18 protein-coding genes are annotated in these 14,854 nt (G+C 69.9%); 7 read left to right on the plus strand and 11 right to left on the minus strand.

The window, feature by feature from the left end:
• Positions 1-36: 36 nt before the first annotated feature.
• From PGH47_RS19435 to PGH47_RS19445, 3 genes are all read right to left on the minus strand, one after another.
• Positions 37-465, minus strand: coding sequence for a hypothetical protein (locus tag PGH47_RS19435; RefSeq protein WP_271664495.1), 429 nt, complete (start codon positions 463-465; stop codon positions 37-39).
• Positions 466-586: 121 nt separating this feature from the next.
• Complete coding sequence (locus PGH47_RS19440) at positions 587-853, minus strand: DUF4031 domain-containing protein (RefSeq protein WP_271664496.1); 267 nt, start codon at positions 851-853, stop codon at positions 587-589.
• Positions 850-1,236, minus strand: coding sequence for a hypothetical protein (locus tag PGH47_RS19445; RefSeq protein ID WP_269642182.1), 387 nt, complete (start codon positions 1,234-1,236; stop codon positions 850-852). Before PGH47_RS19445 ends, PGH47_RS19440 begins: the two co-directional genes overlap by 4 nt.
• 55 nt (positions 1,237-1,291) lie before the next feature.
• Here PGH47_RS19445 and PGH47_RS19450 point away from each other — a divergent pair, with 55 nt between their 5' ends.
• The 3 genes from PGH47_RS19450 (at position 1,292) to PGH47_RS19460 (ending at position 4,126) form a co-directional block, all read left to right on the plus strand.
• A complete protein-coding gene (locus tag PGH47_RS19450; RefSeq protein ID WP_271664497.1) occupies positions 1,292-2,194 on the plus strand; it encodes a MurR/RpiR family transcriptional regulator in 903 nt (300 codons plus the stop codon).
• 140 nt (positions 2,195-2,334) lie between these two features.
• Positions 2,335-3,270, plus strand: a complete 936-nt coding sequence (gene murQ / locus PGH47_RS19455; RefSeq protein WP_271664498.1) for an N-acetylmuramic acid 6-phosphate etherase — start codon at positions 2,335-2,337, stop codon at positions 3,268-3,270.
• Between the two features lie 25 nt (positions 3,271-3,295).
• Positions 3,296-4,126 carry an aldo/keto reductase gene (locus tag PGH47_RS19460; RefSeq protein ID WP_271664499.1) on the plus strand — a complete coding sequence of 277 codons (831 nt, stop codon included), beginning with the start codon at positions 3,296-3,298 and terminating at the stop codon, positions 4,124-4,126.
• Here PGH47_RS19460 and PGH47_RS19465 read toward each other — a convergent pair.
• A complete protein-coding gene (locus tag PGH47_RS19465; RefSeq protein ID WP_107906067.1) occupies positions 4,115-4,378 on the minus strand; it encodes a hypothetical protein in 264 nt (87 codons plus the stop codon). The two genes, PGH47_RS19460 and PGH47_RS19465, sit on opposite strands and share 12 nt — an antisense overlap.
• A gap of 116 nt (positions 4,379-4,494) precedes the next feature.
• On the opposite strand from PGH47_RS19465, the gene PGH47_RS19470 reads away from it, so the two are divergent.
• The 4 genes from PGH47_RS19470 to PGH47_RS19485 are packed head-to-tail and all read left to right on the plus strand — an operon-like array spanning position 4,495 to position 6,695.
• On the plus strand, positions 4,495-5,334 hold the full coding sequence (locus PGH47_RS19470) for a helix-turn-helix domain-containing protein (protein WP_271664500.1): 840 nt from the start codon (positions 4,495-4,497) through the stop codon (positions 5,332-5,334).
• Positions 5,318-5,521: a DUF397 domain-containing protein gene (locus PGH47_RS19475; RefSeq protein ID WP_271664501.1), complete on the plus strand. Its 204-nt coding sequence runs from the start codon at positions 5,318-5,320 to the stop codon at positions 5,519-5,521. The genes PGH47_RS19470 and PGH47_RS19475 overlap by 17 nt, the downstream gene beginning before the upstream one ends.
• 26 nt (positions 5,522-5,547) lie before the next feature.
• On the plus strand, positions 5,548-6,081 hold the full coding sequence (locus tag PGH47_RS19480; protein ID WP_271664502.1) for a DinB family protein: 534 nt from the start codon (positions 5,548-5,550) through the stop codon (positions 6,079-6,081).
• Between the two features lie 38 nt (positions 6,082-6,119).
• Positions 6,120-6,695, plus strand: coding sequence for a hypothetical protein (locus tag PGH47_RS19485; protein ID WP_271664503.1), 576 nt, complete (start codon positions 6,120-6,122; stop codon positions 6,693-6,695).
• Positions 6,696-6,698: 3 nt separating this feature from the next.
• On the opposite strand, the gene PGH47_RS19490 is transcribed toward PGH47_RS19485, so the two are convergent.
• The 7 genes from PGH47_RS19490 to thrC form a co-directional block, all read right to left on the minus strand.
• Positions 6,699-8,177, minus strand: a complete 1,479-nt coding sequence (locus tag PGH47_RS19490) for an MFS transporter (RefSeq protein ID WP_271664504.1) — start codon at positions 8,175-8,177, stop codon at positions 6,699-6,701.
• A gap of 136 nt (positions 8,178-8,313) precedes the next feature.
• Positions 8,314-9,174: a metallophosphoesterase family protein gene (locus tag PGH47_RS19495; RefSeq protein ID WP_271664505.1), complete on the minus strand. Its 861-nt coding sequence runs from the start codon at positions 9,172-9,174 to the stop codon at positions 8,314-8,316.
• Between the two features lie 27 nt (positions 9,175-9,201).
• On the minus strand, positions 9,202-10,329 hold the full coding sequence (locus tag PGH47_RS19500) for an NADH:flavin oxidoreductase (RefSeq protein WP_271664506.1): 1,128 nt from the start codon (positions 10,327-10,329) through the stop codon (positions 9,202-9,204).
• Positions 10,330-10,675: 346 nt separating this feature from the next.
• Complete coding sequence (gene groL / locus PGH47_RS19505) at positions 10,676-12,298, minus strand: chaperonin GroEL (protein ID WP_030949077.1); 1,623 nt, start codon at positions 12,296-12,298, stop codon at positions 10,676-10,678.
• A 330-nt stretch (positions 12,299-12,628) separates the two neighbouring features.
• Complete coding sequence (locus tag PGH47_RS19510; protein ID WP_007493268.1) at positions 12,629-12,835, minus strand: cold-shock protein; 207 nt, start codon at positions 12,833-12,835, stop codon at positions 12,629-12,631.
• Positions 12,836-13,277: 442 nt separating this feature from the next.
• Entirely contained in the window at positions 13,278-13,553 is a 276-nt protein-coding gene (locus PGH47_RS19515; RefSeq protein ID WP_107906076.1) for a MoaD/ThiS family protein, read from the minus strand.
• Positions 13,550-14,836: a threonine synthase gene (gene thrC / locus PGH47_RS19520; protein WP_107906077.1), complete on the minus strand. Its 1,287-nt coding sequence runs from the start codon at positions 14,834-14,836 to the stop codon at positions 13,550-13,552. The genes PGH47_RS19515 and thrC overlap by 4 nt, the downstream gene beginning before the upstream one ends.
• Between the last annotated feature and the right edge of the window lie 18 nt (positions 14,837-14,854).

Below are 14,854 nucleotides of genomic sequence, written 5' to 3' on the forward strand. Positions count from 1 at the left end.
GAACCGAGGCCGGCCGTCCGGAATCAGGACTCCGCGTCACGAGTCGGCGTCCCTGTAGGTGACATGCTGATCCCGGCCTGCCTGAAAGACTGCCGCATGGCCCGAGGCACGAGCCTTGAGCGTCACCGGGCGCGGTGCTTCCCGCTCAGCGGCAGCCAGCAGCGGAGCGAGTCGCTGGTCGAGGAAGCGGAGCAGTTGGGCTGTGTCGGCGGAGTTGCTCTGCGCCAGCTGCCGGAACCTGAGCCGCCAAAGGCCTTCCAAGGCGCGCCACCCTGGAGCAGCCGTGCTCACGCCGACTTCTGCGGCGGCCTGCCGTAACTCCATGAGGTCCGCCTCGATCCCTGCCGCCTCATGCGGCCTGAACCTCTGCCACAGCTCCACCACCGCCTGGCTCAGCCGGTCCCCGTTGTCCTGGCTGATCGCTCGGACGACCGCGGCGCCTGTTGCCGACAAGACTGCGTCCATGGCACCCCTCGTCCGATTATCCACGCAGGAAACCATTCCCGTATAGATGTCGGCTTATATGCACATGCCATCACTCGCCGGTCTAAACCTCCCCAGAAGCCAGGCCTGCGGCGAGAGAGCGTCAGCCCCAGTCCCGCCCCTTCGGCCTCCGCAACCCCGCCCCCTGCAACAACCGCACCACCTCACGGCTGCTGACCTCCATCGCGCCGGCACGCACCGCGTCGGCGTACCGGTGCGAGGGTATGTCGTAGTGGTCCCGCTCGAACGCCCGCCTGGGCACGCCCAACTCCTCGGCGAACACGTGCAGTTCGTCGTACGAGACGTCGCTGACCAGGTGCGACCACATCCGGCCGTGTCCCGGCCAGGTGGGCGGGTCGATGTAGATCACGAGGCCGGTGTCCCGCCCGCGGTCGCCGGACCCAGCGAGCCGACCGCCGCGACCTTCACGCCCGCCTGGTGGCACACCCAGTGCGGATCGGGCCCCAGTTCCGGCTCGACCTCCAGCGCGTGCGGGTCGCCGTCGCCGCACACCGGGCAGAGCGGCCAGCGCCCGTACCGGTCCAGCAGCGCGTCCTGTACATCCTGGGCGACCAGCCCCGCCACGTACTCCACGCCGTCCGGCCACTGCTCCACCCACCAGCGCCGCTGTACGACCGACTCCTCGACCAGCGACACGACGTCCGCCTCGGCGGCCTCGCCCGCGACCAGGTCGGCGAGCACGAGGGCGCGGGCGGTGTGCAGCGCCTGTTCCAGCGGAGTGACGGGTTCCATGCTCCTATTGTGCGCACTCTTGACCACGGCCCGGATCTGAAAATACCTTTCAAGTGTGCCTCATGAAGTGAAGGAAACTTTCGACCGCGCTCCCGCGCCCGCCGCCCTCGCGGCCAAGGTCCGCACGCTCGCCCCGTCGATGACCCGCTCCATGCAGCGCGTCGCCGAAGCGGTCGCGAACGACCCGGCGGGCTGCGCGGCCCTCACGGTCACCGGCCTCGCCGAACTCACCGGCACCAGCGAGGCCACGGTCGTGCGCACCGCCCGCCTTCTCGGCTACCCCGGCTACCGCGACCTGCGCCTCGCCCTGGCCGGCCTCGCCGCCCAGCAGCAGTCGGGCCGCGCCCCGGCCATCACGACCGACATCGCGGTGGACGACCCCATCGCGGACGTCGTCGCCAAACTCGCCTACGACGAGCAGCAGACCCTCGCCGACACGGCCGCCGGCCTCGACACGGTCCAGCTGGGCGCGGCGGTGTCGGCCGCCGCCACGGCCCGCCGGATCGACGTGTACGGCGTCGGGGCGTCGGGGCTCGTCGCGCAGGATCTGGCGCAGAAGCTGCTGCGGATAGGCCTGATAGCCCACGCGCACAGCGATCCGCATCTCGCCGTGACGAACGCGGTGCAGCTGCGCGCAGGTGACGTGGCCATCGCCATCACGCACTCCGGGTCCACCGGCGACGTCATCGAGCCGTTGCGGGCCGCCTTCGAGCACGGGGCGACGACCGTCGCGATCACCGGGCGGCCGGACGGGGCGGTGACCCAGTACGCCGACCACATCCTCACGACGTCCACGGCCCGGGAGAGTGAGTTGCGGCCCGCCGCGATGTCGTCCCGGACCAGTCAACTGCTCGTCGTGGACTGCCTGTTCGTCGGAGTCGCCCAGCGGACGTACGACACGGCGGCGCCGGCGCTGGCCGCGTCCTACGAGGCGCTGGCGCATCGGCACCGTCGTTAGACCGTGGATCCTTCGGTCGTGGGTCTTCTGCGGGTCCGTCGCGGCTGGTCGCGCCCACGCGGCGGTAGCCGCAAATTGAACACAGCCCCGCGCCCCTCAGGTACGTCAGAACACCGAAGTTGAAGAGAGCCGTCTCCGTCATGACCTCCACACCCACCCCCCGCAACCTCCGCGCCGAGTTGGACACCCTGACCACCGAGGCGTTCCGGCCCGAGCTCGCCGAGATCGATCAGCTGCCCACCCTCGACATCGCCCGGCTCATGAACGGCGAGGACGCCTCCGTGCCGGCCGCCGTCGCCTCGCGGCTGCCCGAGATCGCAGCCGCCATCGACGCCGTCGCCGAGCGCATGGCACGCGGCGGGCGGCTCGTCTACGCCGGTGCCGGTACCGCCGGCCGCCTCGGGGTCCTCGACGCCTCCGAGTGCCCGCCCACCTTCAACACCGACCCCACCGAGGTCGTCGGCCTCATCGCGGGCGGCCCGGAGGCGATGGTCACCTCGATCGAGGGCGCCGAGGACTCCGAGGACCTGGCCCGCACCGACCTCGACGCCCTGGTGCTCACGCCCGACGACACGGTGGTCGGCATCTCGGCCTCCGGCCGCACCCCGTACGCCGTCGGCGCCGTCGAACACGCCCGCGGTCAGGGCGCGTTGACCATCGGTCTGTCCTGCAACCCGGGCAGCGCCCTCGCCGCGGCCGCCGAGCACGGCATCGAGGTCGTCGTGGGGCCTGAGCTGCTCACCGGCTCGACCCGGCTGAAGGCCGGCACCGCCCAGAAGCTCGTGCTCAACATGCTGTCGACGATCACGATGATCCGGCTCGGCAAGACCTACGGGAACCTCATGGTCGACGTCCGCGCCTCCAACGAAAAACTCCGCGCCCGCTCCCGCCGTATCGTCGCCCTCGCCACCGGCGCGACCGACCCCGACATCGAGCGGGCCCTGACGGAGGCGGGCGGCGAGGTGAAGACGGCCATCCTGATCCTCCTCGCCGACACGGACGGGCCCACCGCGACCCGGCTCCTGACCGACTCCGACGGCCATCTGCGAGCGGCACTGAAATCGGCGGGGGAATGACCAACTCCGCTGTTAGCGTGGCCACATGACGGCATCGGAGACGTTCTTCATCGGCGGCGATCTGGAAGTACGACGGCTCGGGTTCGGGGCGATGCATCTGCGACCGGAGCCCGCGGAGGACCGCGCCGCCGCCGTCGCGGTCGCCCGGCGGGCCGTGGAACTCGGTGTCACGCTGATCGACACGGCCCACATGTACGGCTGGGGCGCCAACGAGGACCTCCTCGCCGAGGCCCTGCACCCCTACCCGGACGACCTCGCCATCGCCACGAAGGTCGGGTTCCGGCAGACCACCACCGACCAGGGCTGGCGGTACGCCGGCGCCCCCGACGAACTGCGCGAACAGGTCGACGAGGCCCTGCGCCGCCTCCGCCTGGACCGGATCGACCTGCTCCAGCTCCACCGCCTCGACCCCGGTGTCCCCCTGGCCGACCAGCTCGGCGCCCTCCGCGACCTGCGCGACGAGGGCAAGATCGCCAGGATCGGCCTCTCCGAGGTCGACGAAGGCGAACTCGCCGCCGCCCGCGCCGTCGTGGACATCGCGAGCGTCCAGAACCGGTACAACCTCCTCGACCGCGAGCACGAGCCCGTCCTCAAGGCGTGCGAGGAAGCCGGCATCGCCTTCCTGCCCTGGCGGCCGGTGGCGGCCGGCGCCTCCGGTGCCCAGTCGGAGCAGATCGCCACGATCGCGAAGGAACTCGACGCCACTCCGACCCAGGTCGCCATCGCCTGGCTGCTCGCCCACTCACCGGTGATCGTCCCGATCCCCGGCACGTCGAGCATCGCGCACCTGGAGGAGAACGTCGGCGCTGCCGCCGTACACCTCAGCCAGGACCAGTACGACCGACTAACGCGGTAGTCTCCCGGCCCGGTTGACCCGCCGGACCCGTTCCAGCAGCTCCTCCTTCGCCGGCGCCGGCTCCAACGGCTCCCCGCGCAACACCGCCACCAGCCGCTCCGCCGTGCGCACATTGCACCGCCCCAACTGCACCAGGGCGAACGGCTCCTCACCGGCGCCGGTCACCGGGTCCACGCACAGGGACGGCAACACGACTCCCACGCCCCCGAGGGCCTCCCGCAGCAACGCCACGACTTCTTCGGTCGACCGCACGCCTCATCCACCTCTCTACGCAGAGTTCCGCATTCGCAACACAGCGTGGCGATCTCGCCTCTAACCTGGCCAGAGGGGGCGCCCCAACAATCTCTGCTGTCCAACCGGGAGTTGCCGTGCCGGGACCCAAGGACCTGGATCCATCCTCATCGCCGCGCGCGCTGCTGGGCGCGGAGCTGCGGCACGCCCGCGAGAAGGCGGGCCTCAGCCAGGAGAAGCTGGGACTGCTGCTGTTCGCCAGCGGCTCGTTCGTCGGACAGTTGGAGGCCGGTACTCGGCGGATCCAGCCAGAACAGGCGCGCTTGTTGGATGCGGCGCTGGGGACGGGGGACTTCTTCCAGCGGAACTTCAGGGTTGCGTCCAAGTCGAAGTACCCGGAGCACTTCGCGGAGGCCGCGGAGGCGGAGGCGACGGCCACGGAAATCCGGGAGTACGCGCCCCTGCTCATCCCCGGACTGCTCCAGACCCCCGCGTACACACGGGCGGTGTGCCGTGCGCACCAGCCAACGGCACCGGCCGAGAAGATCGAGAAGCTCGTGGCAGCCCGGATGGACCGTGCCCGCATCCTCGACGACCCAACAGAGCCCGTGTTGTGGGTGGTCCTCGACGAGGCCGCGCTCCGCAGGCCCACGGGCGGGAGGGGTGTTATGGCGGAGGCCCTCCGTCACATCATCGACCTCGTGGGCCGCAGCCGAATCCTCGTGCAGGTGCTGCCCTTCGAGGCGGAGGCACACGCGGCGATGCAGGGCGCCATCAAGCTGATGGACTTCGAGGACGCACCCCCACTGGTCTACTTCGAGGGCGTCGGCACCGGCCGGCTGGAGGACGACCCGGCCACCGTCAGATACCAGCGCCGCACCTACGACCTCCTCGCGGCCTGCGCACTCTCGCCGCAGAAGTCCCTGGCCCTCATCGAGGCGATGGCGCAGGATTACGCCCATGAGGAGCATCCCTGAGTACGACCTGGACGCGGCCACCTGGCACAGGTCCAGCTACAGCGGCGGCGATGGTGGCAACTGCCTCGAAGTCACCCACGACTTCCCCACCCTCGTCCCCGTCCGCGACTCCAAGACCCCCCACGGCCCGGCGCTCATATTTCCCGCATCCGTTTGGGCGGCCTTCGTCAATGCGGTCAGGATCTGACCTAAACGGTTCCTACCGTAGGGCTCATGAACGAGACCTCGAACAACACCGTCACCGACGAGCGCTCCGACCTCCTGGAGACGCTGGCCAAGCACCGGCACTTCCTGCGGTTCACCACCCGGGACCTCACCGACGAGCAGGCAGGGCAGCGGACCACGGCCAGTGAGCTGTGTCTCGGCGGTCTGATCAAGCACGTCACGTCGACGGAGCGGAGCTGGGCGGAATTCATCCAGCGGGGCCCCTCGGCCATGCCCGACTTCAAGAACATGACCGAGGCCGACTTCGCGAAGCGCGCGGACGACTTCCGGATGCTGCCCGGCGAGACGCTGGAGGGCGTCCTGGCGGCGTACGAGGAAGTGGCCGCCGTGACCGACAAGCTGGTCGCGGACCTGCCCGACCTGAGTGTCTCCCACCCGCTGCCGGAGGCTCCGTGGTTCGAGGCCGGCGCGCGCTGGTCCGCCCGCAGGGTGCTGCTGCACATCATCGCCGAGACAGCGCAGCACTCCGGCCACGCCGACATCATCCGGGAGTCCCTGGACGGCGCGAAGAGCATGGGCTGACGGACGGTGTACGGGCGCGGGACTGCACACTGGGTCGTATGAACCACGCCCAACTGACGGCACTGGGCCGAGCCCTCCGCCTCCTCGGCGAGCACGGCGAGGCCCTGACCGCCGACACGCCGGACGCCCGGCTGCACGAGGTCAAGGCGGATCTGCGCCGCGCGATCGACCTGCTCGACGAGAGCGTCTCGACGGCCGCCCGGACGACCCGGTGTCCGGAGCACCCGGGCGGCCCGGTGGACCCCGCGGCACCGGACCTGTGCCTGCTGTGCGAGACACGGCGCAGGTCGGCCCGCCGCTCCGAGTACAGCGGCTCGGGCCCGGCGGCCCCGCAGGCCCCCGAGCACCCGGTGCCGTCCCGCTACGGCGTCCGCGGTGACCGACCGCAGCCCCAGCAGCGCTGGCTGCCGGAGCTGTGGAACGGGCAGGAGTGGCAGCTGTGCGGGACGCCGCGCCGCGACCGCCGGGAGGCCGAGCTGTACATCGCCGCCCAGCGTCGCGGCCCGCGTCCGGCGATGGCCTATCGGCTGGTGCACGAGTTCACCGACTACGAGGTGCTGCGGGTGTGGGGCACCCCGGTGAAGGTCGACATCGAGCCGCTGGGCAATCTGTAGCCGCTACTTCGCCGTCGCTCGCGCCGGCTCCGACGCCGGCTGCGCCACGGGCACCCCGGCGGCTGCCGACCCCTGCCGCGGGATGAAGGACGCCACGACGAAGGCCAGCAGTGCCGCACCGGCGCCCACCGCGAGGACCACCTTGAAGGCGTTCTCGGACGGGAGGGCGTAGCCGCCGAAGTCCGTCGTCATCTGGGCGAGGATCACACCCGCGACGGCGCTCGCGGTGGACGTGCCGAGGGAGCGCATCAGCGTGTTGAGGCTGTTCGCGGCGGCCGTCTCCGACGCGGGCACCGCGCCCATGATCAGGGCGGGCATGGAGCCGTAGGCGAAGCCGATGCCCGCGCCGATGACGCAGGCGACGAGGATGAAGTGCCAGACCTGGGACATCAGGACGATGTTGAGGCTGTAGCCCGCGGCCACGATCAGGACACCGATCATCAGCGTGACCTTGGGGCCCTTGGCCCGGGAGATGGCCGCCGACACCGGGGCCGTGGCCATCATGACCAGGCCGGACGGTGCCAGGCACAGGCCCGCGACCAGCATCGACTTGCCGAGGCCGTAGCCGGTCTGGGCGGGGAGCTGGAGGAGCTGCGGCAGGACGAGGCTCATCGCGAACATCGCGAAGCCCACCGCGATCGAGGCCAGGTTGGTGACCAGCACCTGCCGGCGGGCGGTCGTACGGAGGTCGACCAGCGGCTGCTCGATACGCAGCTCCCACCAGCCCCAGGCGAGCAGGATCAGCACGGCCGCCACGAACAGACCGAGCGTCGTGCCGCCGGTCCAGCCCCAGTCGGCACCCTTGGAGATGCCGAGCAGCAGACACACGAGCCCGGCGGCCATGCCTATGCCGCCGACCAGGTCGAAGCGCCCGCCGGTGCGCACCTTCGACTCGGGCACGAACAGCAGAACGCACCCGAGGGCCACGACACCCAGGCCCGCCGACGTCCAGAACAGGACGTGCCAGTCGAAGTTGTCCGCGATGAGAGCGGCGGCGGGGAGGCCGAGGGCGCCGCCGATGCCGAGGGAGGCGCTCATCAGGGCGGTGGCGGAGCCGAGGCGCTCGGCGGGGAGCTCGTCGCGCATGATGCTGATGCCGAGCGGGATCACACCGGAGGCCAGCCCCTGGAGCACCCGTCCGACGATCATCGGGACCAGGGCGTCGCTCAGGCCGCAGACGACCGAGCCGCCGATCAGCATGACGACGCTGACCAGCAGCATCCGCCGCTTGCCGTACATGTCGCCGAGCCGGCCCATCACGGGTGTCGCGACGGCGGCGGCGAGCAGCGTCGCCGTGACCGCCCAGGCGGTGTCCGAGGCCGGGGCGTCCAGCAGCTTCGGCAGCTCCGGGACGATCGGGATGACCAGCGTCTGCATCAGCGAGACGACGATTCCGGCGAAGGCCAGCACCGCCACCACGGCGTTCGACCGAGGCGGAGCGCCGGCCCCCGCCTCGGCGGGAGGAGCAGGGGCGTGGGACATGGCGGGGCCTCCGTGGGCGTACGAGCAGGAAGGGTGCCTGATCGACCTGACTGATTGACCTGGGCAACCTTAAGTCAGTTGATTGACTTACTCAAGCGACGCAGGTCACGCCCCTGAGGCCAAGGGCGCACCCGGTTCAGCCCTCCCGCTCGACCATCGCCCGCACCTGCCCCTCGTTCAGCTCGTACACCGTCTCGTGCGCCCGGGGGTCGCGGGCGTGGAAGGTGTGGAAGAGGGGGCCGTCCGGGCCGTCCAGTTCCAACAGGGACGCCGACGCGCCGCGCACCACGCGTTCCGTGCCGGGTGCCGCCGTCAGGTCGACGCGGCTGACGACGCCGGGGGTGACCCAGACCGGCACGGCGGCCAGGAAGCCGAAGAGCTGGAGGTGGTAGTGCCCGGCCAGGACGAGGCGTACGTCGCTGCCCCGGATCACCTCCGCGAGGTCGCCGGGGTCGCGCAGGCCGAAGACCGGCTGGGTCGCCGAGATGTCGAGGGCGATCGGCGGGTGATGGAGGGCGAGCACGGTGCCCCGCTCGGCCGGGGTGCTCAACACGCGCTTCAGCCAGTCGAGTTGGGCCGCGCCCAGGTGGCCGTGCACCTTGCCCGGCACCAGCGAGTCGAGGGTCACGAACCGCACACCCCCGACCGTGGATACGGCCGCCCGCTCACCGGCCTCGGAGTCGAGCACCAGCTCCGGCTCCGCATGGCCGCTGCCGAGCACCTTGCCGAAGGCCACGCGTTCGTCGTGGTTGCCGGTCGTGTAGAAGACCGGCGCGGCGAGCGGCCGCGCGAACTCGCCCACCAGTTCGCGTACCGCCGTGTACGCCTCCACGGCGCCGTCGTCCGCGATGTCCCCCGTGACGACGATCGCGTCGACGGCCCGCAGGTGCCTCAGCTCGGCGAGCATCAGCCGGAGCGAGTCGGTGGCGTTGACGCCGTACTTGTTGGGGGCGTCGGTCTTCTCCACATGAGTGTCGGAGAGATGAAGGATCCTCATCTCTCCGACGGTAGCCGCGAGTCGGGCTCAGCTCAGGGTCTTCAGCGACGCCGCGTCGTACGGCGCCAGCTCGCCGAAGCGGCCGTCCAGCACCTTGGCCGCCCACTCGGGGTCCTGGAGCAGCGCGCGGCCGACGGCGACGAAGTCGAACTCCTCGGACTCCAGACGGTCCAGGAGGTCGTCGATGCCCTTGAGCCCGGAGCCCTGGCCGGCGAAGGCGCCCAGGAACTCGCCGTCCAGGCCGACCGAGCCGACGGTGATGGTGGGCTTGCCGGTCAGCTTCTTGGTCCAGCCCGCGAGGTTGAGGTCGGAGCCGTCGAACTCCGGGATCCAGTAGCGGCGGGTGGAGGCGTGGAAGGCGTCGACGCCGGCTGCGGCGAGCGGGGCCAGGATGGCCTCCAGCTGCTCGGGGGTCTCGGCGAGACGGGCGTCGTAGGCCTCCTGCTTCCACTGCGAGTAGCGGAAGATGACGGGGAATTCCGGGGAGACGCGCTCGCGTACGGCGGCCACGATCTCGGCGCCGAAGGCGGCACGGGCGACGGGGTCACCGCCGTAGGCGTCCGTGCGGCGGTTGGTGCCCTCCCACAGGAACTGGTCGACGAGGTAGCCGTGGGCGCCGTGGATCTCCACGCCGTCGAAGCCGATGCGCTCGGCGTCCGCGGCGGCCTCGGCGAAGGCGCCGATCACGTCGTCCAGGTCGCGCCGGGTCATCGCCTTGCCGGTGGCCTCCTCGGCCCCGATCCGCAGCCCGGACGGACCCACCGCGGGCGCCTCGGCGTACGGCGGCTGGCCCTGCTCGCGCACCATGCCGATGTGCCACAGCTGCGGCACGATGGTGCCGCCCGCGGCGTGCACCGCGTCGGCGACCTTGGCCCAGCCGGCGAGTTGCTCCTCGCCGTGGAACCGCGGCACCCGGTCGCTCTGCCCGGCGGACTCGTGCCCGACGTACGTCCCCTCGGTCACGATCAGCCCCACACCGGCGGCGGCCCGCCGCGAGTAGTACGACTCCACGTCCGCCCCCGGCACACCACCCGGCGAGAACATCCGCGTCATCGGCGCCATCACGATGCGATTGGGAACAGTGAGGCCGTTGATCGCAGTCGGCCGAGCCAGAATCTGCGCCGCACGAGAGGCAGCGGGCTGAGTGACGGTCACGTGGGGGCTCCTGGGGAAAGGGGTCTACTTATACCGGTCAGTATGTGCACACGCATTGTTGCACCTGATTAAGCAACGGTGAGTGTGAGACTCCGCATTCCCGGGGAGCGCGATCGTTTTGCGAGCGGCTGCGGGTGCGTGGGGGCTGGTCGCGCAGTTCCCCGCGCCCCTGGAGGGCGCGCGGCGGGCGGACGCCCTTCTTTTAGGGGCGCGGGGAACTGCGCGAACAGCCCCCACCGGCCCGCACCCGCCAAACGCACCGAGGGCGGCACCCCCTGTCGAAAACAGGGGGTGCCGCCCTCGGGAAGGACGTTGATCAACCGGAGGCCGGAGCCTCCGCGGTCGATCAGAAGTCCATGTCACCGCCCGGCATGCCGCCGCCGGCGGGCGCGGCGGCCTTCTCCGGCTTGTCGGCGATGACGGCCTCGGTGGTGAGGAACAGCGCAGCGATCGACGCGGCGTTCTGCAGCGCGGAACGCGTCACCTTCGCCGGGTCGATGATGCCCTCGGCGACCAGGTCGACGTACTCACCGGTCGCGGCGTTCAGGCCGTGACCCGGGGTGAGGTTGCGGACCTTCTCCACCACGACGCCGCCCTCAAGGCCGGCGTTGACGGCGATCTGCTTCAGCGGGGCCTCAAGGGCGAGCTTGACGGCGGCAGCGCCGGTCGCCTCGTCACCCTCCAGCTCCAGCTTCTCGAAGACACCGGAAGCCTGGAGCAGAGCCACGCCACCACCGGCGACGATGCCCTCCTCGACGGCCGCCTTGGCGTTGCGCACGGCGTCCTCGATGCGGTGCTTGCGCTCCTTGAGCTCCACCTCGGTCGCGGCACCGGCCTTGATGACGGCCACGCCGCCCGCGAGCTTCGCCAGGCGCTCCTGGAGCTTCTCGCGGTCGTAGTCCGAGTCGCTGTTCTCGATCTCGGCGCGGATCTGGTTCACGCGGCCCGCGACCTGCTCGGAGGAGCCGGCACCGTCGACGATGGTGGTCTCGTCCTTGGTGATGACGACCTTGCGGGCCTTGCCCAGGAGGTCCAGGGAGGTGTTCTCGAGCTTGAGACCGACCTCCTCGGAGATGACCTCGCCACCGGTGAGGATGGCGATGTCGTTCAGCATCGCCTTGCGACGGTCACCGAAGCCCGGGGCCTTGACGGCGACGGACTTGAAGGTGCCGCGGATCTTGTTGACCACCAGGGTCGACAGGGCCTCGCCCTCGACGTCCTCGGCGATGATCAGCAGCGGCTTGCCCGACTGCATGACCTTCTCCAGGAGCGGGAGCAGGTCCTTGACGGAGCCGATCTTGGAGTTGGCGATCAGGATGTACGGGTCGTCGAGCGACGCCTCCATCCGCTCCATGTCGGTGGCGAAGTACGCCGAGATGTAGCCCTTGTCGAAGCGCATACCCTCGGTGAGCTCCAGCTCCAGACCGAAGGTCTGGGACTCCTCGACGGTGATGACGCCTTCCTTGCCGACCTTGTCCATCGCCTCGGCGATGAGCTCGCCGATCTGGGTGTCGGCGGCGGAGATGGAGGCCGTGGAAGCGATCTGCTCCTTGGTCTCGACATCCTTGGCCTGCTCGAGCAGGGCGGCGGAGACGGCCTCGACGGCACGCTCGATACCGCGCTTGAGGGCCATCGGGTTGGCGCCGGCGGCTACGTTGCGCAGGCCCTCCTTGACCAGGGCCTGGGCGAGAACGGTCGCGGTGGTCGTACCGTCACCGGCGACGTCGTCCGTCTTCTTGGCGACTTCCTTGACCAGCTCGGCGCCGATCTTCTCGTACGGGTCCTCGAGCTCGATCTCCTTGGCGATGGAGACACCATCGTTGGTGATCGTGGGGGCGCCCCACTTCTTCTCGAGGACGACGTTGCGACCCTTGGGGCCGAGCGTCACCTTGACGGCGTCCGCGAGCTGGTTCATGCCGCGCTCGAGGCCGCGCCGCGCCTCCTCGTCGAACGCGATGATCTTGGCCATGTGAAGTGGTCCCTCCAGGACTGGGGGTGATTCCTTCGGACCGCGCCCGCGCCCGCGACGGACGGCTCACATGCCTCGTGGTTCCTTGCCCCACCTGGCCTGCGGGCCTCACCGACCCGGTCCTTCTTTGTCACTCTCACCTTCAGAGTGCTAACGCAATGATTAGCACTCGACCCATGCGAGTGCAAGCGGCTCTCGGGGATCGGGCGGGGCGCTCCGCCGGGGGCGAACAGGGCGCGAACGGGTCGCGAACACGACGAAGGGCCCGCACCCCCCAGGAGGTGCGGGCCCTTCGAAGAAGTACGTCGCTGCTGTTAGTCGACGCGTGCTTCAGCCGGTCGCCAGTCGGACCATGTCCGCCTGCGGCCCCTTCTGACCCTGCGAGATCTCGAAATCGACCCGCTGGCCCTCTTCCAGGGTGCGGTACCCGTCCATCTGGATCGCGCTGTAGTGGACGAAAACATCCGCACCACCGTCGACCGCGATGAAGCCGTACCCCTTCTCCGCGTTGAACCACTTGACGGTGCCCTGAGCCATGCCTAACTCCCCTATTACTGGCCCTTGCACAGATCCACACTTCGCGGATCCGGGTCAGACCTCACCCCCCATCGGTCGGGGGCGTGCGCCGGAACGCGTCGACCGCGGCTGAATGTATCTGCCCAACTGCCGTCTGCAACAGGTCAATCGGACGAGAAATCCGGGCACGACCGGTCGGGAATGTGGGGACAATTCCGCTGACTTCAGGTCAAGTCGGACCCGGCATACGGAACAAAAGCCGCAAAAAACCCGCACACTTTGGCTACTTCTTGTCGGGCTTACGGCAGAAATTCAAGGCAACCGACTCGGAGATCGGCGGCACGTTCCCCAACTGTACCTCGCTCAACCACACAGAATTGCCCCCTCCGCTTCTCTCACGGAGGGGGCAATTCGATGAACTCTCAGTAACCTGGGTTACCGAAGGTAATGATCGGTCATTCGGTCAGCCGCCGGCGACGGCCGGGATGATGGAAACGCCCGCACCGTCCGGGGTCGCCGTCTCAAGGCCCTGCTCGAAACGCACGTCGTCGTCGTTGACGTAGACATTGACGAACCGGCGCAGCTTGCCCTGGTCGTCGAGCACCCGGGCGGCGATCCCGGTGTGGTTCTTCTCCAGGTCGGTGATGACCTCGGCGAGGGTGCCGCCCTCGGCGGCGACCTCGGCCTGCCCGCCGGTGTAGGTGCGCAGGATGGTCGGGATGCGAACGGTCACGCTCATGCGAGGCCAGCCTCTCGGAAGGAGTCCAGGTTCGGGCGGATGGTGGCGGTGAGGCCGGTGCCGGCCACCGCGTCCAGCGTCTTGAGGCCGTCGCCGGTGTTCAGCACGACGGTGGTCCTGGTGGGATCGAGGACGCCGTTCTCGATCAGCTTCTTCGTCACACCCACGGTCACCCCACCGGCGGTCTCCGCGAAGATGCCCTCGGTCCGGGCGAGGATCTTGATCGCGTCGACGACCTGCTCGTCCGTCACATCCTCCACGAACCCGCCGGTGCGGCGCGCGATGTCGAGGACGTACGGTCCGTCGGCCGGGTTGCCGATGGCCAGCGACTTGGCGATGGTGTTCGGCTTCTGCGGACGGACCACGTCGTGGCCGGCCTTGAACGCGGTCGACACCGGCGAGCAGCCCTCGGCCTGCGCACCGAAGATCTTGTACGGCTTGTCCTCGACGAGCCCGAGCTTGATCAGCTCCTGGAGCCCCTTGTCGATCTTCGTGAGCTGCGAGCCGGACGCGATCGGGACGACGAGCTGGTCCGGGAGCTGCCAGCCGAGCTGCTCGCAGATCTCGTACGCCAGGGTCTTGGAGCCCTCGGCGTAGTAGGGCCGCAGGTTGACGTTGACGAAGCCCCAGCCCTCGCCGGCCGGGTCGCCGATCAGCTCGGAGCAGAAACGGTTCACGTCGTCGTAGTTGCCCTCGATGCCGACGAGCTCGCCGCCGTAGATCGCGGCCATGACGACCTTGCCCTGCTCCAGGTCGTGCGGGATGAACACGCACGAGCGGAAGCCGGCGCGGGCGGCCGCGGCACCCACCGCGCCGGCCAGGTTGCCGGTGGAGGAGCAGGAGAGCGTGGTGAAGCCGAAGGCGCGGGCGGCCTCCAGGGCCTGGGCGACGACACGGTCCTTGAAGGAGTGCGTCGGGTTGCCGGAGTCGTCCTTGACGAACAGCTTGCCGGCGTCGACGCCGAGCTCGTTCGCGAGGTGGTCGGCCTTGACGAGCTTGGTCCAGCCGGGGTTGAGGTTCGGCTTGTCGGCGACGTCGGCCGGGACGGGCAGGAGCGGCGCGTAGCGCCAGATGTTCGCGGGGCCCGCTTCGATCCGCTTGCGGAGCTCCTCGGCGTCGTAGGCCGAGAAGTCGTAGGCGATCTCCAGCGGGCCGAAACACTCCTCGCACGCGAAGACCGGGCCGAGCGGTACCCGGTGACCGCACTCGCGGCAGGAGAGCGCCGCGGCGGGGCCGAGGTCTACGGTGGATTCGGTGGTGCTTGCAACAGTCTGCGCAGCCATGTGAGGCGAGGCCCTTTC

Source organism: Streptomyces sp. HUAS 31, from assembly GCF_028198125.1.
Classification (GTDB): Bacteria; Actinomycetota; Actinomycetes; order Streptomycetales; family Streptomycetaceae; genus Streptomyces; species Streptomyces chartreusis.

Bases quoted from the DNA above. Each gene is read 5' to 3' on its own strand.
- thrC (WP_107906077.1), bottom strand. From the start codon at position 14,836: ATGGCTGCGCAGACTGTTGCAAGCACCACCGAATCCACCGTAGACCTC.
- PGH47_RS19480 (WP_271664502.1), top strand. From the start codon at position 5,548: ATGAACGAGACCTCGAACAACACCGTCACCGACGAGCGCTCCGACCTC.
- PGH47_RS19460 (WP_271664499.1), top strand. From the start codon at position 3,296: ATGACGGCATCGGAGACGTTCTTCATCGGCGGCGATCTGGAAGTACGA.
- PGH47_RS19485 (WP_271664503.1), top strand. From the start codon at position 6,120: ATGAACCACGCCCAACTGACGGCACTGGGCCGAGCCCTCCGCCTCCTC.
- PGH47_RS19435 (WP_271664495.1), bottom strand. From the start codon at position 465: ATGGACGCAGTCTTGTCGGCAACAGGCGCCGCGGTCGTCCGAGCGATC.
- PGH47_RS19515 (WP_107906076.1), bottom strand. From the start codon at position 13,553: ATGAGCGTGACCGTTCGCATCCCGACCATCCTGCGCACCTACACCGGC.
- groL (WP_030949077.1), bottom strand. From the start codon at position 12,298: ATGGCCAAGATCATCGCGTTCGACGAGGAGGCGCGGCGCGGCCTCGAG.
- PGH47_RS19495 (WP_271664505.1), bottom strand. From the start codon at position 9,174: ATGAGGATCCTTCATCTCTCCGACACTCATGTGGAGAAGACCGACGCC.
- PGH47_RS19490 (WP_271664504.1), bottom strand. From the start codon at position 8,177: ATGTCCCACGCCCCTGCTCCTCCCGCCGAGGCGGGGGCCGGCGCTCCG.
- PGH47_RS19510 (WP_007493268.1), bottom strand. From the start codon at position 12,835: ATGGCTCAGGGCACCGTCAAGTGGTTCAACGCGGAGAAGGGGTACGGC.
- PGH47_RS19445 (WP_269642182.1), bottom strand. From the start codon at position 1,236: ATGGAACCCGTCACTCCGCTGGAACAGGCGCTGCACACCGCCCGCGCC.
- PGH47_RS19475 (WP_271664501.1), top strand. From the start codon at position 5,318: ATGAGGAGCATCCCTGAGTACGACCTGGACGCGGCCACCTGGCACAGG.
- murQ (WP_271664498.1), top strand. From the start codon at position 2,335: ATGACCTCCACACCCACCCCCCGCAACCTCCGCGCCGAGTTGGACACC.